Annotated in this window: 14 protein-coding genes; 12 read left to right on the forward strand and 2 right to left on the reverse strand. The window is 73.3% G+C overall.

The features are described from left to right. Positions 1-119 precede the first annotated feature (119 nt). The 11 genes from ECOMGDLI_RS21615 to cimA all read left to right on the forward strand — a co-directional run bounded on the left by ECOMGDLI_RS21615 (position 120) and on the right by cimA (position 15,696). Positions 120-1,862: an acetolactate synthase large subunit gene (locus ECOMGDLI_RS21615; protein ID WP_369812780.1), complete on the forward strand. Its 1,743-nt coding sequence runs from the start codon at positions 120-122 to the stop codon at positions 1,860-1,862. Between the two features lie 60 nt (positions 1,863-1,922). Next, positions 1,923-2,435 carry an acetolactate synthase small subunit gene (gene ilvN / locus ECOMGDLI_RS21620; RefSeq protein WP_088318920.1) on the forward strand — a complete coding sequence of 171 codons (513 nt, stop codon included), beginning with the start codon at positions 1,923-1,925 and terminating at the stop codon, positions 2,433-2,435. 93 nt (positions 2,436-2,528) lie between these two features. Continuing rightward, positions 2,529-3,548: a ketol-acid reductoisomerase gene (ilvC, locus tag ECOMGDLI_RS21625; protein ID WP_088318943.1), complete on the forward strand. Its 1,020-nt coding sequence runs from the start codon at positions 2,529-2,531 to the stop codon at positions 3,546-3,548. 364 nt (positions 3,549-3,912) lie between these two features. Continuing rightward, entirely contained in the window at positions 3,913-5,604 is a 1,692-nt protein-coding gene (locus ECOMGDLI_RS21630) for a sodium:solute symporter family protein (RefSeq protein WP_088318921.1), read from the forward strand. Positions 5,605-5,616: 12 nt separating this feature from the next. Continuing rightward, the gene (locus ECOMGDLI_RS21635; RefSeq protein ID WP_198955074.1) at positions 5,617-5,931 is read left to right on the forward strand and encodes a hypothetical protein; all 315 of its coding nucleotides are present in this window, start codon (positions 5,617-5,619) and stop codon (positions 5,929-5,931) included. A 185-nt stretch (positions 5,932-6,116) separates the two neighbouring features. Beyond that, a complete protein-coding gene (serA, locus tag ECOMGDLI_RS21640) occupies positions 6,117-7,706 on the forward strand; it encodes a phosphoglycerate dehydrogenase (RefSeq protein WP_088318922.1) in 1,590 nt (529 codons plus the stop codon). Positions 7,707-8,518: 812 nt separating this feature from the next. Continuing rightward, entirely contained in the window at positions 8,519-9,964 is a 1,446-nt protein-coding gene (locus ECOMGDLI_RS36935; protein ID WP_369812781.1) for a gamma-glutamyltransferase, read from the forward strand. Between the two features lie 59 nt (positions 9,965-10,023). Then, positions 10,024-11,082: a 3-isopropylmalate dehydrogenase gene (locus tag ECOMGDLI_RS21650; RefSeq protein ID WP_088318923.1), complete on the forward strand. Its 1,059-nt coding sequence runs from the start codon at positions 10,024-10,026 to the stop codon at positions 11,080-11,082. Positions 11,083-11,299: 217 nt separating this feature from the next. Beyond that, complete coding sequence (locus ECOMGDLI_RS21655; RefSeq protein WP_088318924.1) at positions 11,300-12,400, forward strand: branched-chain amino acid aminotransferase; 1,101 nt, start codon at positions 11,300-11,302, stop codon at positions 12,398-12,400. 133 nt (positions 12,401-12,533) lie between these two features. Beyond that, the gene (locus tag ECOMGDLI_RS21660; protein ID WP_143447837.1) at positions 12,534-13,814 is read left to right on the forward strand and encodes a phosphodiester glycosidase family protein; all 1,281 of its coding nucleotides are present in this window, start codon (positions 12,534-12,536) and stop codon (positions 13,812-13,814) included. A gap of 274 nt (positions 13,815-14,088) precedes the next feature. Next, positions 14,089-15,696, forward strand: a complete 1,608-nt coding sequence (gene cimA / locus ECOMGDLI_RS21665; RefSeq protein ID WP_088318926.1) for a citramalate synthase — start codon at positions 14,089-14,091, stop codon at positions 15,694-15,696. 75 nt (positions 15,697-15,771) lie between these two features. Here cimA and ECOMGDLI_RS21670 read toward each other — a convergent pair whose 3' ends face one another. Then, complete coding sequence (locus ECOMGDLI_RS21670) at positions 15,772-16,773, reverse strand: hypothetical protein (RefSeq protein ID WP_088318927.1); 1,002 nt, start codon at positions 16,771-16,773, stop codon at positions 15,772-15,774. 95 nt (positions 16,774-16,868) lie between these two features. After that, positions 16,869-17,804 carry a 3-methyladenine DNA glycosylase gene (locus tag ECOMGDLI_RS21675; protein ID WP_233153579.1) on the reverse strand — a complete coding sequence of 312 codons (936 nt, stop codon included), beginning with the start codon at positions 17,802-17,804 and terminating at the stop codon, positions 16,869-16,871. A gap of 58 nt (positions 17,805-17,862) precedes the next feature. Here ECOMGDLI_RS21675 and ECOMGDLI_RS21680 point away from each other — a divergent pair. Then, positions 17,863-18,576: fumarylacetoacetate hydrolase family protein (locus ECOMGDLI_RS21680; protein WP_088318928.1), on the forward strand; the 714-nt coding region annotated here is incomplete at its 3' end.

An 18,576-nucleotide genomic window follows, 5' to 3' on the forward strand; every position in this document is an offset into this window, starting at 1 on the left:
GCCAGCCAGGACCGTCGACGCGACGGGGACAGGAGAGGGCCGCGATGTCAGGCCACCGCAGCGGCAACGATGCCGGGACGACGAGCACGCCGGGCGCGCACGCGCACGACGGGGAGTCGATGACGGGGGCCGCGAGCCTCGTCCGCTCCCTCGAGGCGGTGGGCGTCGACGTGGTCTTCGGCATCCCGGGCGGTGCGATCCTCCCGCTCTACGACCCGCTCATGGACTCGCCGTCCGTCCGTCACATCCTCGTGCGCCACGAGCAGGGCGGCGGGCACGCCGCCGAGGGTTACGCGTACGCGACCGGACGGGTCGGCGTCTGCATGGCGACGTCCGGCCCGGGCGCGACGAACCTCGTCACGCCGATCGCCGACGCCTACATGGACTCGGTGCCGATGGTCGCGATCACCGGCCAGGTGCCGAGTTCGTCGATCGGTACTGACGCCTTCCAGGAGGCGGACATCTCCGGCATCACGATGCCGATCACCAAGCACAACTTCCTCGTGACGGACCCCGCGGACATCCCGCGCGCCATCGCCGAGGCGTTCCACATCGCCGGCACCGGCCGGCCCGGCCCGGTGCTCGTCGACGTCTCCAAGGACGCCCTCCAGGCGGTCTCCCGCTTCCAGTGGCCCGACCGGATCGACCTGCCCGGCTACCGGCCCGTCGCGCGCCCGCACGGCAAGCAGGTGCGCGAGGCCGCGCGGCTGCTCGTGGAGTCCAAGCGGCCCGTGCTGTACGTCGGCGGCGGTGTCCTCAAGGCCCGCGCGAGCGAGGAGCTGCGCCGGCTCGTCGACCTCACCGGCGCGCCGGTCGTCACGACGCTCATGGCCCGCGGCGCGCTGCCGGACTCGCACCCCCAGCACCTCGGCATGCCGGGCATGCACGGCACCGTCGCCGCGGTGACGGCGCTGCAGAAGGCCGACCTCATCATCAGCCTCGGCGCGCGGTTCGACGACCGGGTCACCGGCAAGCTCTCGTCGTTCGCACCCGGCGCGACGATCGTCCACGCGGACATCGACCCCGCGGAGATCTCGAAGAACCGGGTCGCCGACGTCCCGATCGTCGGGGACGCGAAGGAGGTCATCTCCGAGCTCGTCGTCGCCGTCCAGGCCGAGAACGCGGCCGGCCGCCTGCCCGACCTCGGTGCCTGGTGGACCGAGCTCGACTCGCTGCGCATCCGCTACCCGCTCGGCTACACCGCGCCGCCGCCCGGCGAGGTCTCGCCGCAGCACGTCATCCAGCGGATCGGCCAGATCTCCGGGCCGGAGTCGCTCTACGTCGCGGGCGTCGGCCAGCACCAGATGTGGGCCGCGCAGTTCATCCAGTACGAGCACCCGAACACGTGGATCAACTCCGGCGGCCTGGGCACGATGGGCTTCTCGGTGCCGGCCGCGATGGGGGCCAAGGTCGGGCAGCCGGACAAGACCGTCTGGGCGATCGACGGCGACGGCTGCTTCCAGATGACCAACCAGGAGCTCGCGACCTGCACGATCAACGACATCCCGATCAAGGTCGCGGTCATCAACAACTCGAGCCTCGGCATGGTCCGGCAGTGGCAGACGCTCTTCTACAACGAGCGGTACTCGAACACCGACCTGCACACGTCCCACAAGGGCGAGCGGATCCCGGACTTCGTCAAGCTCGCCGACGCGTACGGCTGCGTCGGCCTGCGCTGCGAGCGGCCCGAGGACGTCGACGCGACGATCGAGAAGGCGATGGGCATCAACGACGTCCCCGTCGTCGTCGACTTCGTCGTCCACCGCGACGCCATGGTGTGGCCGATGGTCCCAGCCGGCGTGAGCAACGACGACATCCAGGTCGCGCGCGGCATGTCCCCGACGTGGGACCGCGAGGACTGACCCGGCGGCCACCGCCTCCCCGACACCCACCGCAGCCGTCGAAGGACTAGGACCCCTGTCATGAGCAAGCACACCCTCTCGGTGCTCGTCGAGAACCGGCCCGGCATCCTCGCCCGCGTCGCGGGCCTGTTCGCCCGCCGCGGCTTCAACATCCACTCGCTCGCCGTCGGCCCGACGGAGGTGGCGTCGGTCTCCCGGATGACCGTCGTCGTCGACGTCGACGAGCTGCCGCTCGAGCAGGTCACCAAGCAGCTCAACAAGCTCATCAGCGTCATCAAGATCGTCGAGCTCGAACCGACCTCGTCGGTGCAGCGCGAGCTCATGCTCGTCAAGGTCAAGGCCGACCTCCAGACCCGCACGCACGTGCTGGAGACGGTCGAGCTGTTCCGCGCCAAGGTCATCGACGTCGCCCCGGACGCCGTGACGATCGAGGCGACGGGCAACTCCGAGAAGCTCGAGGCCCTGCTCAAGGTGCTCGAGCCGTTCGGGATCCGGGAGCTCGTCCAGTCCGGCATGGTCGCCGTCGGCCGGGGCTCGCGCTCCATCACCGACCGCGCCCTGCGCTCGGCCTGAACCCGACCGCCTGATCCACGCCCCGACGGGCGGCCGCTAGGGTCGCCTGCGAACGCTCCACCTCTTCGAAGGAGATGCACCACAGTGGCCGAGATGTTCTACGACGCCGACGCCGACCTGTCCGTCATCCAGGGACGCAACGTGGCCGTCATCGGCTACGGCAGCCAGGGGCACGCGCACTCGCTGAGCCTGCGCGACTCGGGTGTCGACGTCCGGGTCGGTCTGCCCGAGGGCAGCAAGAGCCGTGCCAAGGCCGAGGCGCAGGGCCTGCGGGTCGTCACGCCCGCCCAGGCCGCGGAGGAGGCGGACGTCATCATGCTCCTGACGCCCGACCACGTGCAGCGCCACGTCTACACCGAGGCCATCGCGCCGAACCTCGTGGACGGCGACGCGCTGTTCTTCGGCCACGGCTTCAACATCCGCTTCGGGTACATCACCCCGCCCGCGGGCGTCGACGTCGCCATGGTCGCCCCGAAGGGCCCGGGCCACCTCGTGCGCCGCGAGTTCGTCGACGGCCGCGGCGTCCCGGTGCTCGTCGCCGTCGAGAACGACGCGACCGGCAAGGCGTGGGAGCTCGCGCTCTCGTACGCCAAGGGCATCGGCGGCCTGCGGGCCGGCGGCATCAAGACGACCTTCACCGAGGAGTGCGAGACCGACCTCTTCGGCGAGCAGGCCGTGCTCTGCGGCGGTGCGAGCAAGCTCGTCCAGTACGGCTTCGAGACGCTCATCGAGGCCGGCTACCAGCCCGAGGTCGCATACTTCGAGTGCCTCCACGAGCTCAAGCTCATCGTCGACCTCATGTACGAGGGCGGCATCGCCAAGCAGCGCTGGAGCGTCTCGGACACCGCCGAGTACGGCGACTACGTCTCCGGCCCGCGGGTCATCGACGCGCACGTCAAGGAGAACATGCAGGCCGTCCTCGCCGACATCAAGTCCGGCGCGTTCGCCCAGCGGTTCATCGACGACCAGGACGCCGGCGCCCCGGAGTTCAAGCGCCTGCGCGCCGAGGGCGAGCAGCACCCGATCGAGGCGACCGGCCGCGAGCTCCGCAAGCTCATGAGCTGGGTCAAGTCGACGGACGGCGACTACGTCGAGGGCACCGCCGCCCGCTGACGAGCGCCCCGCCCCGCACCACCAGCACGGCCGACGGCCGCCCCGGGTCCGCCCGGGGCGGCCGTCCGCACGTCCGCACCCGCCCGCGCCGTCCGCCCTCCCGTCCCACGTCCTGGACACCGCGTACCGCAGGACGCACCAACGGCCGCCAGGCCCGGCGTGTCGCGCGTTGGAGCGCTCTTGTGACGTCCTGCGGTACGGCCGGTCCGGATCCCGGACGGCGTCCGCACCGCCCGCGTCGTGCCGCGTGGCCACGTCGAAACGCGCACCCCCGGCAGCAGGTTTAGCGTCCGTCCCGCTGGTCACCTTTTGATCCATTAGTGATGTTCGACCCTGCGCCGTTCGCGGTGCGGAAGGCGGAGACATGCTTCTCGCAGCGGCCAGGACGGGCGGCAGCGAGCTACGGCTCGACGTCAACGGCCTCGACTATGCGATCCTCGCGGTGTACTTCGCCGTCGTCATCGGCATCGGTGTCATGGCGCGCAGGTCCATCGCGACGAGCGAGGACTTCTTCCTCTCCGGGCGGGCGCTGCCGGCCTGGGTCACGGGGCTGGCGTTCATCTCCGCGAACCTCGGCGCGATCGAGATCCTCGGGATGGCCGCGAACGGCGCCCAGTACGGCATCTCGACCGTGCACTTCTACTGGATCGGCGCCGTCCCGGCGATGGTCTTCCTCGGTCTGTTCATGATGCCGTTCTACTACTCGACGCGCGTGCACTCCGTGCCCGAGTACATGCGTCGGCGGTTCAACACCTCGAGCCACTTCGTCAACGCCGTGAGCTTCGCGGTCGCCCAGCTGCTCACCGCGGGGGTCAACCTCTTCGCGCTCTCCATCGTCATCGAGCAGCTGCTCGGGTGGTCGCAGCTCGTCTCCGTCGTCGTCTCGGCGCTGTTCGTCCTCACGTACATCACGCTCGGCGGCCTGTCGGGCGCGGTCTACAACGAGGTGCTCCAGTTCTTCGTCATCCTCGCCGGGCTCATCCCGCTCGTCGTCATCGGGCTGCACAAGACCGGCGGGTGGAGCGGCCTGCAGGCGAAGATCGACGACCCCGGGTTCTTCTCGACGTGGACCGGCACCGGCGTCGGCGGCTGGTCGAACCCGTTGGGGGACTGGGTCGGCATCGTCTTCGGCCTCGGCTTCGCGCTGTCCTTCGGCTACTGGACGACGAACTTCGCGGAGGTGCAGCGGGCGCTCTCCGCCAAGGACCTGTCCGCCGCCCGCAGGACCCCCCTCATCGGCGCGATCCCGAAGATCTTCATCCCGGCGCTGACGATCATCCCGGGCCTCATCGCGCTCGCGATCGTCCCGGCGATGAAGGGCCAGGACGCCAACTACAACGACGCGATCCCCGCCCTCATGCGGGACCTGCTCCCGAACGGCGTCCTCGGCGTGGCCATCACCGGTCTGCTCGCGGCCTTCATGGCCGGGATGGCGGCCAACGTCAGCGGCTTCAACACCGTGTTCACGTACGACATCTGGCGGCCGTACGTCGTCAAGAACCGCGAGGACCACTACTACCTGCAGGTCGGCCGGGTCAGCACGGTGGTCGGGATCGGCATCGGCGTCGGGACGGCGTTCATCGCCGCCCAGTTCAACAACATCATGAACTACATCCAGACGCTGTTCTCGTATTTCAACGCCCCGCTGTTCGCGGTGTTCATCCTCGCGCTCTTCTGGAAGCGGGCCTCGCCGTGGGCGGGTGTGTTCGGCCAGCTCGCGGGCATCGCCGCCGCCGTGACTTTCCAGCAGATCGGCCCGCGGATCGCCTACTTCCACGCGGGGCAGGACCTCGCGAAGCCCGAGAACGCGCAGATGATCAACTTCTACGGCGCGATCGCCGCGGTGCTCGTCGCCTGGGTCGTCATGGCCCTGGTGACGGTCGTGACGCCGGCGAAACCGCTGGACCAGCTCCGCGGTCTGGTCTGGGGCAACCCGGACCCGGACTCCCCGGACATCGCCTCCGCGACCGCGGTCCGGAGCTGGTGGGAGTCGCCCGCGCTGCTCGGCTACGGCGCGCTCGGCATCACCGTCGTCCTGTCGATCATCTTCCTCTGAGCGGAGCCCGTCATGGCTGAGCACGACGAGACGCCCGTCGGCGCGAACGACGCGAACGACGCCTCGGGCGGGCTGTTCGACCTGCGCTACCTCATCGGCGCGCTGTTCTCGCTCTACGGGGTCGTCCTCGTCGTCGCGAGCCCCTTCGTCGACGACACGAAGTCCGACGGCCTCGACATGAACCTGTGGCTGGGGCTCGGGATGGCGGCCCTCGGGATCTTCTTCCTCGGGTGGGCGCGACTGCGCCCGCTCGTCGTCGAGGGCGAGTCCGCGCTGGCGAAGGCCGAGCGGGAACGGCGTGAGCGGCAGCAGGCGGAGGAGGGCTGAGCACGCCGCAGCAGGTTCGCGCAGGTCTCAGCAGGCCGCTGACCTGCGCAGACGTGTGCGACGTCCGGCGCCCGGACCGTCCGTTCCACATCGTGGACGTTCGTGAAGGCGTTCACAAGCCTGCCTAGACTCGACGTCAGGTCCGCAGCCACCCGCGGGCCACAGGCAGACCTGAGAGGGACGTCGTGACCAAGCCCGTCGTGCTCATCGCCGAGGAGCTCTCGCCGGCCACCGTCGAGGCCCTGGGGCCCGACTTCGAGATCCGCTCCTGCGACGGCTCCGACCGAGGTCAGCTCCTCGCCGCGATCGCCGACGTCGACGCGATCCTCATCCGCTCCGCGACCAAGGTCGACGCCGAGGCGCTCGCCGCGGCGAAGAACCTCAAGGTCGTCGCCCGGGCCGGGGTCGGCCTCGACAACGTCGACGTCAAGGCCTCCACGCAGGCCGGCGTCATGGTCGTCAACGCGCCGACGTCGAACATCGTCTCGGCCGCCGAGCTCGCGATCGCCCTGCTGCTCGCCGTCGCCCGCAACGTGCCGCAGGCGAGCGCCGCCCTCAAGGACGGCAAGTGGGCCCGCTCGAAGTACACCGGCATCGAGGTCTACGAGAAGACCGTCGGCGTCGTCGGTCTCGGCCGGATCGGCGTCCTCGTCGCGCAGCGCCTCATGGCGTTCGGCACGAAGGTCGTCGCCTACGACCCCTACGTGAGCAGCGCGCGCGCCGGCCAGATGGGCGTGCGGCTCGTCGGGCTCGACGAGCTGCTCACCGAGGCGGACTTCATCACGGTCCACCTCCCCAAGACGCCGGAGACCGTCGGCCTCATCGGCGAGGAGCAGCTGCGCCGGGTCAAGCCGACCGCCGTCCTCGTCAACGCCGCCCGCGGCGGGATCGTCGACGAGGCCGCGCTCTTCGCCGCGCTCAAGGAGGGCCGCCTCGCCGGCGCCGGCCTCGACGTCTACGCCAAGGAGCCGTGCACCGACTCCCCGCTCTTCGAGCTGGACAACGTCGTCGCGCTGCCGCACCTCGGTGCCTCGACCGACGAGGCCCAGGAGAAGGCCGGTATCGCCGTCGCGAGGTCGGTGCGGCTGGCGCTGTCCGGCGAGCTCGTTCCGGACGCCGTGAACGTCTCCGGCGGCGTCATCGCCGAGGACGTCCGCCCGGGCATCCCGCTCGCCGAGAAGCTCGGCCGCGTCTTCACCGCGATCGCGGGCAGCGTGCCGGTCCAGCTCGACGTCGAGGTGCGCGGCGAGATCACCGCGAACGACGTGTCGGTCCTGCGGCTCGCGGCGCTCAAGGGCATGTTCCGCGACGTCGTCGAGAGCCAGGTCTCCTACGTCAACGCCCCGGTCCTCGCGGCCGAGCGCGGCGTCGAGGTCCGGCTCCTCACCGACCCGGAGAGCCCGGAGTACCGCAACGTCGTGACGCTCTCCGGCACGCTCGCGGACGGCACGCGCGTCTCGGTCGCGGGCACGCTGACCGGTCCGAAGCAGGTCGAGAAGCTCGTCGCCATCGACGGTCTCGACCTCGAGGTGCCGCTCGCCGAGAACATGCTCGTGCTGCGCTACACCGACCGGCCCGGCATCATCGGCGCGCTCGGCCGCCTCCTCGGCGACGCCGGCGTGAACATCGCCGCGATGCAGGTCGGCCGGGCGGCCGAGGGCGGCGTCGCCGTCTCCGTGCTCACGCTCGACTCGGCCGCGCCGGCCGCGGTCGTCGACGAGATCGCCCGCGAGATCGGGGCCTCGTCGGCCCGGCTCGTGACCCTCGACGACTGACCGACGCAGGACCAGGGCCCCGCCTCGCGGCGGCGGCCCGACGGAGGGACGACGTCCGGCCGCCGTGCGGGGTGGCCGGACGCCGGACCCGCCATGCTCCGCCCGGCCGGTGCGCGACCCCGCGCGCCGGCCGGCGTCAGGTGACCCCTGGCCCGCGGACGAGCAGCGCCGCCCGCCGATCCCGGCGGGCGGCGCTGCGTCCGCGGCACGTCGTGGCGCCACATACCGGACGGTGGTCCCGCGATGTGAGACGCACCCGGCGGCGGGTGCGGCCGGGGTTACCGTGGAGACCGGACGACGAGACCCGGTCGTCCGTGCGTCCGCCACCGGCCGTCCCCGACCACGGGACGGCGGTCGGGCGGGCGCCACGCCGGCGGGCCGTCGATCGACGGCGACGCCGAGGACCACCCGGACCCGTTGCGGCGCAACGGTTCCGGCTGCCCGTCGTCGACCGAGGAGCACCGATGGACGAGACCGACGCCCGCCGCGCCGTGCAGGAGTCGATGGACCGGCGGGACCAGGGCGAGAGCCGCTGACCCGCGCACCGGGCGGTCGCCCGGCCCGGCCGGGGCGCCGTCCGGGGCGCGGGTCNGCCCGGGGCGCGGGTCGCCGCCCGCCGTCGCGTCCGGCGCGTCCGGGACGCCCGCCGGTGGGAGGATGCCCGGGTGGTCGGACCTGACGAGACCGTGACCGGCAGCCCCGACGCGCGGCCCCGGGTCGGCGTCGCCGGCCCGAGCCCGCTCGCCGCGCAGGCGGGCGCCCGGGTCGCCGCCGAGGGCGGCAACGCCGTCGACACCGCGCTCGCCGCGATGATGGTCGCGCTCGTCACCGAGCCGGGGATCGTCTCGCTCGGCGGCGGCGCGTTCGTCACCGTCGGCCCGCCGGACGGCCCGCCCGTGACGATCGACGGCTACGTCGAGATGCCCGGCCGCGGCCTGCCGCCCGAGGCGTTCGGCCGCGGCGTCCGCGAGCTCGTGACCGAGTACGGCGGCCACACCGCCATGACCGTCGGCCACGGCTCGGTCGCCACCCCCGGCGTCCTCGCGGCCGTCGAACGGGCGCACACGATGTTCGGCCGGGTGCCGTGGCGGGTCGTCGTCGAGCCCGCCACCGACGCGGCCCGCGCCGGGTTCCCGATGGGTGCGGCGTCCGACTACTACTTCGGCTACGTCCGGGAGACCCTCTTCGGCGTCGACCCCGACGTCCGCGCCGCGCTGCACCACCCCGACGGCTCGCCGGTCCGGCTCGGGGAGACGGTGCACATCCCCGACCTCGCGGACTTCCTGGACCGGGTCGCCGACGAGGGCACCGCGGCCTTCTACACCGGCGACGTCGCCAAGCTCCTCGCGGCGGACATGGCCGAGCACGGCGGGCTCGTCACCGAGGCGGACCTCGCCGCGTTCGAGCCGCTCGTGCGGCCCGCGCTGGCCGTCGAGGTCGGCGCCTGGCGGCTCGCGACGAACCCGCCGCCCGCGATCGGCGGCCCGGTGCTCGCGGCGATGCTCCTGCTCCTCGGCGACCGGCCGCTGCCGACGGCGTCCGGCGGCTGGGGGCCGGACGACGTCGACCACCTCGTGCGCGTCGTCCGCGCCGTCCTGCGGCACCGGGCGCACGAGCTCGACGTCGCCCCCGACCGGGCGAGCGCCGGCCAGGCGCTCCTCGACGACGTCCTCGCCCAGGGCCAGGCCTGGCTCGGCGTCGCACCGTCGACCGCGCACGTCTCGGCGGTCGACGCCGACGGTCTCGCGTGCGCGGTGACCGCCTCGTGCGGCTACGGCGCCGGGATCGCCGTGCCCGGCACGGGGATCTGGCTCAACAACTGCCTCGGCGAGCACGAGCTGAACCGCGGGGGCCTGCACAGCCTGGCGCCGGGGGAGCGGCTCGCGTCGAACATGGCCCCCACCGTCGCGCGCCGGGCCGACGGCGCCGCGCTGGCGATCGGCAGCCCGGGCGCCGACCGGATCACCACCGCGCTGCTCCAGGTGATGGCCGGGTTCGCCCACGGCGGCGCGGACCTCCAGACGGCCGTCGACCGGCCGCGGCTGCACGTCGGCCGGGCGGCCGACGGCGCCGAGACGCTGCACCACGAGCCCGGCGTCCTGCTGCCGGACGGCGACGCGACGGCCGGCATGGCGCGCCGCGAGCACGAGCCCGCGTCGATGTACTTCGGCGGCGTCGGTGCGGTGCTCCGCGACCCGGACGGCACACTCACCGCAGCCGCGGACCCGCGCCGGGCCGGCGCCGTCGCCTACGCCTGACGTCCCACATCGCGAGACAGCGTTCCCGAGATGCGGGACGCCGAGAGTAGGGTTGGAACATGTCGCAGTCGTCCCAGCAGTCGGTCAACCTCGCCGTCGTCGCCGGCGACGGGATCGGTCCGGAGGTCGTCGCCGAGGGCCTCAAGGTCCTGCAGGCCGCCACGGCCGGCGAGGTCTCGCTCACCACGACCGAGTACGACCTCGGCGCGAAGCGCTGGCACGCCACGGGGGAGACGCTCCCGGACGCCGCGCTCGCCGAGATCCGCGGGCACGACGCGATCCTGCTCGGCGCCATCGGCGACCCGGGCGTCCCGAGCGGCGTCCTCGAGCGCGGCCTGCTGCTGCGCCTGCGCTTCGAGCTCGACCACTACGTCAACCTGCGCCCGGGCCGGCTCTACCCGGGTGTCGCGGGCCCGCTCGCGAACCCCGGCGACGTCGACTTCGTCGTCGTCCGCGAGGGCACCGAGGGTCCGTACGTCGGCAACGGCGGCGCGATCCGGGTCGGCACCCCGCAGGAGATCGCGACCGAGGTCAGCGTCAACACAGCGTTCGGCGTCGAGCGCGTCGTCCGCGACGCCTTCCGCCGGGCGGCGAACCGCCCACGCCGCACGCTGACGCTCGTGCACAAGCACAACGTCCTCACGCACGCCGGTCACCTGTGGCGGCGCACCGTCGAGGCCGTGGGGGCCGAGTTCCCCGAGGTGACGACGAACTACCAGCACGTCGACGCCGCGACGATCTTCATGGTCACCGACCCGGCGCGCTTCGACGTCATCGTCACCGACAACCTCTTCGGCGACATCGTCACCGACCTGGCCGCCGCGGTCTGCGGCGGCATCGGGCTCGCGGCGTCCGGCAACATCAACCCGGACCGGACGGCGCCGAGCATGTTCGAGCCCGTCCACGGCTCCGCGCCCGACATCGCCGGGCAGGGCAAGGCCGACCCGACGGCGACGGTCCTCTCCGTCGCGATGCTCCTCGAGCACCTCGGCCTCGACAAGGCCGCGGCGCGCGTCGAGCAGGCCGTCGCGGCCGACCTCGCCGAGCGCGCGCAGGGTCGAGTAGCCCGGTCGACGGCGGAGATCGGCGACGCCCTCGCAGCCCGCGTCGCGGGCTGACGGGCACGATCGACGCAGCGGTGCCCGGGGCGACCCGGGCACCGGCTCCCCGCCGCCGACACCGAGCACGACGGCGCCGGGGACCCTCCTCCGGGTGAGGTGGAGCATCCCCACCACGGCGCTGGTACGTTCGAAGACGACCCCCGGTGCCGCGGTCACCCCCGGCGGCGCCGCCGACGGCTGACGCCGTCGGGTGACGCATCTGAGGGAGCCCCCCGTGACGAGCGCTCTGCAGTTCACCCAGAACCTCACGGCCACGCCGACCAGCGCGCTGCGCCGCGCCGAGATCCTGGCCGACCCCGGGTTCGGCAAGCACTTCACCGACCACATGATCACCGCGACGTGGACGCCGGACGCCGGCTGGCACGACGCCGGGATCGTCCCCTACGGGCCGATCGCGCTCGACCCTGCGGCCGCCGTCCTGCACTACGCGCAGGAGATCTTCGAGGGCCTCAAGGCCTACCGGCACGCCGACGGCACCGTGTGGGCGTTCCGCCCCGAGGCGAACGGCGAGCGGCTGGCCCGCTCCGCCAAGCGCCTCGCGCTGCCCGCGCTGCCCGTCGAGGACTTCCTCGCGAGCATCGACCTGCTCGTCCGGACCGACCTCGACTGGGTGCCGTCCGGCGGCGAGCAGAGCCTGTACCTGCGGCCGTTCATGTTCGCCTCCGAGGCCTTCCTCGGCGTCCGGCCGGCGCACGAGATCAAGTACCTCGTCATCGCCTCGCCGGTCGGCTCGTACTTCTCCGGCGGCATCAAGCCGGTGTCGATCTGGCTGTCCTCGAACTACACCCGGGCCGCGCTCGGCGGCACCGGCGCCGCGAAGTGCGGCGGCAACTACGCCGCGAGCCTCGCCGCCCAGCTCGAGGCGGCCTCGCACGGCTGCGACCAGGTCTGCTTCCTCGACGCGGTCGAGCGCAGGTGGGTCGAGGAGCTCGGCGGGATGAACCTCTACTTCGTGCACGCCGACGGCCGGCTCGTCACCCCCGAGCTCACCGGCACGATCCTCGAGGGCGTCACCCGCTCCTCGATCCTCACCCTGGCCAAGGAGCTCGACCTGGACGTCGAGGAGCGCCGCGTCGACATCGACGAGTGGCGCCGCGGGGTCGAGGACGGCCGGATCACCGAGGTGTTCGCGTGCGGCACGGCCGCGGTCATCACCCCGGTGGGCCGGCTCGTGTGGGACGGCGGCGAGGTCGCCTCGCCGGTGACGACCGCGGACGGCGTCGGCGAGGTCACCGGCCGGCTCCGGCAGGCGCTCGTCGACATCCAGTACGGCCGCCGCGCCGACACGCACGGCTGGCTGCGCCGGCTCGCCTGAGCCCGGACTGGCCCGTCCGGGTGGAGGTCACGCCGACCGTCACCCGGACGGGCGATCCGCCGCCGCCGGAGTTCTCGGCGGGAGGACCGCCGTGCCGACGGGCATCACGACGCCCCGTCGACCGGAGGTCCGTGTGCCCGCTCAGCGCCGTCGCGCCCGTGCGACCCCCGCCGGTGCGCTCGCCGTCGCCGCGCTCGCGGCGGCCCTCGGGCTGCCGTCGCCCGGCCCGTCACCTGTCCCGTCTGGCGGGCCCGCGCCGGCACACCCGTCCGTGCTGCGCCCGGCCCTCGGGCCGGTCTCGGACCGGGCCTCGCTGTGGGTCTCCTGTCCGGACACGTTCAGGGTGGACTGGGCGCACCCGACGGTCGTGCTCGACGACGACGCCGTGACCGTGCGGCAGTACTCCGCGGCCCAGCAGGGCGGCCGCGTCTCCAGGGTCACCGTCGCGGCCGCGCACCGGGGCTCGTCACGGCTCGTGGCCCGCGGCGCGCCCCTCATCGGCGGCGTCCGGACGACGTCCGGCTCCGTGCGACCCTCGCCGACGATCGTCGTGGGCGTGAACGGCGGCTACTTCTGGCGCGGCGAGCCGGGGCGGGAGTGGAGCAAGGGCACCCAGGTCCGCCGGGGGCGCGTCCTGCACGCCCCGGCCGGTCGGACCCGGTACGTGGGCGCCGAGACGACCGGGGCCGTGAGCAAGGGCTTCGCGCACGTGAGCGGCAGCGTCACGGTGCGGGCCACGGCGAGCGCCCCTGCCGTCCGGCTGCCCGTCGTTGCCGTGAACTCGGCGGCGTCCGGGAACGGTGTCGCCGTCTACACCCGGGAGTGGAGCAACGCCCAGCGCCGCACCGGCGGCACCTGGGAGGTCGCCGTCCGCTCGGGCGTCGTCATCGCGGCCGGGCCCCGGGTGACCACCCGGCTCGGCGGCACCGCGGCCGCCGAGAACCGCTTCGTCGTCCGCGCCTCGGGCACGGCCGCCGCGGCGCTGCGCCGGGTCCGGGTCGGGCAGCGCGCGACGTACACGGCCCGGGCGGTGACGGACGCCGGGGGCGTCGTCGCCGAGTCGACGGTCGCCGGGACGACGCTGCTCGCGGAGGGCCGGCAGTGGATCCGCTGCGCGAAGGACACGATCCGGCCGCGGACGATGGTCGCCTGGGACCGGCGCAGCGGCGCGGTCTGGCTCGTCACGGTGAGCGGCGGCACCGGCTCGTGGCGGTACGGCGTCTTCGTCGGCGCGAGCCACCACCAGATGGCGGCCGTGGCCCGGGGCCTGGGCGCCACGGACGCCGTCCTGCTCGACGGCGGCGGCTCGACGACGATGGTGCTGCGGACGGCGTCCGGCGCCCTGCGCCGCGTCGACGGGCCGTTCGTCACGCAGCGGGAGCTGCCCGACATCCTCGGCATCGCGGCGGCGTAGCGCGCGGTGCGGACGGCCGCGCCGCCCGCCGGGACGCGCCCGAACGGTGGACGATGGTCACGACCACGGGTTCCGGTGTGCCACACTGACGGCACTATGCGCAGCCTCGTCATTATCGGCGGGCGCGTCGGCACCGCCTGAGGACCTCGACACCCGTCCCGGCACCGCCGACGCGCAGACCTCTCGCGACCCACTGCGAGGGGTCTTTTTCGTGTCAGCCCGCGCCTCAGCGGCCGCCGAGACCCGACCGATCCCATGACCCCGGAGAGCTTCCGTGACCAGCACACCCCAGCAGGACGGCACCGCCGCCTTCCACGTCTACGACACGACGCTGCGCGACGGCGCCCAGCAGGAGGGCCTGTCGCTCTCCGTCCAGGACAAGCTGGCGATCGCGACCCACCTCGACGACCTCGGGGTCAGCTACATCGAGGGCGGCTGGCCGGGGGCCATCCCGAAGGACACCGAGTTCTTCCGCCGTGCGGCGACCGAGCTGACCTTCCGGAACGCGACCCTCACGGCGTTCGGCGCGACCCGCAAGGCCGGCGTCGCCGCGGCCGACGACCCGCAGGTGCGCGCCCTCGTCGACTCGCTGGCCCCGGTCGTCACGCTCGTCGCGAAGAGCGACGTCCGGCACGTGGAGCGTGCGCTGCGGACCACGCCCGCGGAGAACCTCGCGATGGTCGCCGACACGGTGCGGTACCTGCGCAGCGAGGGCCGTCGGGTGTTCCTCGACGCCGAGCACTTCTTCGACGGCTACCGGCACGACCCGGCGTACGCCGTCGAGGTGCTCCGGGCGGCGCTCGAGAGCGGTGCCGAGGTGACGGCGCTGTGCGACACCAACGGCGGCATGCTCCCGGTCGAGATCGCGGACGTCGTCCACGCCGTCCACGAGGCGACCCGCGGTGCGCTCGGCATCCACTGCCACAACGACACCGGGTGCGCGGTCGCGAACTCGCTCGCGGCCGTCGACGCGGGCGCCGTGCACGTCCAGGGGACCCTCAACGGCTACGGCGAGCGGACCGGCAACGCCGACCTGCTCACCATCGTCGCGAACCTCGAGCTCAAGCTCGGGAGGAAGGTGCTGCCCGCGGGCCGGCTCGCCGACGCGACCCGGATCGCGCACGCGGTCAGCGAGATCACGAACGTCCCGCCGTACTCCCGGCAGCCGTATGTCGGCGCCAGCGCCTTCGCCCACAAGGCAGGCCTGCACGCCAGTGCGATCAAGGTCGACCCCGACCTGTACCAGCACACCGACCCCACGACGGTCGGGAACGACATGCGGATGCTGGTCTCCGACATGGCCGGCCGGGCGAGCATCGAGCTCAAGGGCAAGGAGCTCGGGTTCGACCTGGGAGGTGATCGCGAGCTCGTGACCCGGGTGACCGATCGCGTCAAGGCCATGGAGGCGGCGGGATACACCTTCGAGGCGGCGGACGCCTCGTTCGAGCTGCTCGTCCGTGAGGAGACGGACGGCGCCCGGCCGACCTACTACGACGTCGAGTCGTGGCGGGTCATCACCGAGTCGAAGCCGGCCGGCGACGCGGTGTCCGAGGCGACGGTCAAGCTCCTTGCCGGCGGCGAGCGGCAGGTGGCGACGGGGGAGGGCAACGGTCCGGTCAACGCCCTCGACCACGCGCTGCGCAAGGCGCTGCTGCCCGTCTACCCCGAGCTCGACAAGCTCTCGCTCGTCGACTTCAAGGTGCGCATCCTCGACGCGAGCAAGGGCACGGACGCCGTGACCCGGGTGCTCATCGAGACCTCCGACGCGTCGACGACGTGGACGACGGTCGGGGTCGGCGCGAACATCGTCGAGGCCTCGTGGGAGGCGCTGCGCGACGGGCTCGTCTACGGGCTGCTCCGACAGGGCGTCGCGCGCCGCTGACGCCTCCGAACGGCCCTCAGAGGTGGATCGCCGGCGTACCGGGGGCGACCCACCTCTGAGGGGCCGGACGGCCCGTCAGTCGTCGAGCAGGTCCAGGCGGGTCACCCAGAACGACGCCGTCGCCGGCGACGGGTTGCCGAAGCGGGCGTTGACGACCCAGAACGAGCCCTTGGCGAGGGTGCCCGTCGTCGGGACGTCGACGTCGGTCGACGAGAGCACGCCCTGCACGGTGCCGGACCAGCGGCCGTGCTTCTTCGCCAGCTCGACCACGGTGACGTCCTGGCCGCCGCTGCCGCGGACGTTGTAGAGCGTGTTCCCGCGCAGGTCGAGCCCGTCACCGCTCACCGTCGCCGGCGTGCCCTTGACCATGATCTCGGTGACCTTCGCCCGCTTCGGGTCGTAGCGCCACAGGCCGCCCGCACCGGAGTGGTTCAGCACGAGACTGCCGTCGCTCAGCGCGCGCACGCCGTTCGCCTTGAACTGACCGGTGGTCGGGAACGGTGCCGGGATCGGCAGTACCGAGACCTTGCCCTTGGGCAGGCCGTGCCTGTTGAGCGGGATCCGCACGAGCCGGTTCGCGAACGACTCGGTGACCCAGACGTCGGTCCGGGTCGCGACGAGGTCGTTGAGGAAGCCCGCCGGGTCGAGGGCGACCGGGACCGCGGCCTTCACCGCGCCGGTGCGGCCGTCGATCGCCCACACCGTCGAGGTCGCGCCGTCCGCGCCGGCGGCCCAGACGAGGCCGGAGCGCTCGGCGTAGTAGAGGCCGACGATCGTCAGGCCGGGCTTGCCGGGCAGGACCACCTTCGTCCTCCCGGTCCGCAGGTCGCCCGCGAGCAGCCCGCCGCCGGCCAGCGACCCGGACCAGAACCGGCTGCCGGCGGAGGTGATCCCCTCGGGCTGCCAGCCGACCGGCAGCTCGATCCGGTCGGGCAGGGCGGCGTGCCGGGCGGCGGTCGCGGGCGCCGCCTGGGCGGGACCCGCGGGCACGAGCGCGACCGCGAGCGCGCCCGCGGCGGCGGCTGCGAGGAAACGGGCTCTGCTCATCGTCGAGCGGCTCATCGTCGAGCGGTTCACGGGATGACTCCTCGGTGGGAGGGGACGGGTGGACGTGCTCCCTGGCCCTCACCACAACGACCGTCGTCCCGGCCGCGTTCACCCGAACGGAGGAGTCACCGCTCAGTGATCAACTGGTCGCAGACAGCGATCAATGCGGCCCGCAACGGGGCAGCCCGCTCGGCGAACGCCTTCTGGTGGGCGGCGTAGGCGGCCTTCCCCTCCGGGGTCTCGACCGGCACCGGCGCGTAGCCGAGCTCGCGCAGGTCGTACGGCGAGGCCCGCATGTCGAGCTCGCGGACGTCGCGGGCGAGCTCGAAGCAGTCGGCGACCAGCTCGGACGGCGTCGCCGGGGACAGCTTGTAGGCCCACTTGTAGAGGTCCATCGTCGCGTGCAGGCAGCCCGGCTGGTCGAGGGCGACCTGGTCCTCGCGGCGCGGCTGCAGGGTGTTCAGCGGGCGCGCGGCGTCGGTGAAGAACCGGAACGCGTCGAAGTGGCTGCACCGGATCCGGTGCGACCCGACGACCTCGTCGGTGCCGTCCGGGCCCAGGCGCAGCGGCCACCCCGCGTGCCGGACGTCGCCCGGGTCGAGCCGGTAGACCATCGCCCACTCGTGGAGGCCGAAGCAGCCGAGGTGCAGCGGCCGGGACGCCACCGCGGTGAGCAGGGCGCGGACGTGCCGGACGGCGTCGCCGCGGCGGGCGAGGAACGCCGGGACGTCGAGGGTCACCGCCGCGCCGTCCGTGTCGTGCGTGCCGGTCGGCGCGGTCGTGTGGTCGCGCCACGTGAGCCGCTCCTGCGCGGCGGCCCCGGCGAGCGCGACGCCGGCACCGGGGTGCCAGCGCCGCAGCTGGGCCGGGCGCAGCGAGTAGTACGAGAAGAGGAAGTCCTCGACGGGGTGCTTGCGGCCGGCGCGCTCCCGGTGCCCGGCGGTGAGCCGGTCGACCCGTTCCGCGTGGGCGCGGGCGCGCGCCGTCCAACCGGGCTCGTCGAGCACGACGAGCCCGTGCGCCGCCCCGTGCGCCGTGCCCGCCGTCGTCCCCGCTGCCACCCCACCACGGTAACGAGCCTGCGCGGGCCGTCCGGCCACCGGTCGTTAGGCTGCGCCCGTGCGTATCGCGAGGTTCACGGCCGGCGGGGATCCCAGGTTCGGTGTCGTCGAGGGGGAGCCGGGCTCCGAGCAGCTCGTCGTCCTCACGGGCGACCCGCTCTACATGCCCGTGCAGCCCACGGGGGAGAAGGTCGACCTCGAGGAGGTCCGGCTGCTCGCGCCGGTCATCCCGCGGAGCAAGGTCGTGGGCATCGGCCGCAACTACGCCGCCCACGCCGCCGAGCTCGGCAACGAGGTCCCCGCCGAGCCGCTGGCCTTCCTCAAGCCGAACACGAGCGTCGTCGGGCCGGGCGACCCGATCGTCCTGCCGCCGCAGTCGTCCCGGGTCGACTACGAGGGCGAGCTGGCCGTCGTCATCGGCCGGCTGTGCCGCGACGTCCCGGTCGAGCGGGTGCCCGAGGTCGTGCTCGGCTACACGGTCGCGAACGACGTCACGGCGCGCGACCTGCAGTCGGCCGACGGGCAGTGGTGGCGCGCCAAGGGCTTCGACTCGTTCTGCCCGCTCGGGCCCTACCTCGTCACGGACGTCGACGTGCGCGACCTGCGGGTGACGACCCGGCTCGACGGCGTCGTCGTCCAGGACGGCCGCACGTCGCAGATGATCTTCGACGTGCCGACCCTCGTCGCGCACGTGTCGGCCGCGATGACGCTGCTGCCCGGCGACGTCATCCTCACCGGCACCCCGGAGGGCGTCGGCCCGATGGTCGCCGGG

Source organism: Kineosporia sp. R_H_3 (genome assembly GCF_002198675.1).
Lineage (GTDB): Bacteria > Actinomycetota > Actinomycetes > Actinomycetales > Kineosporiaceae > R-H-3.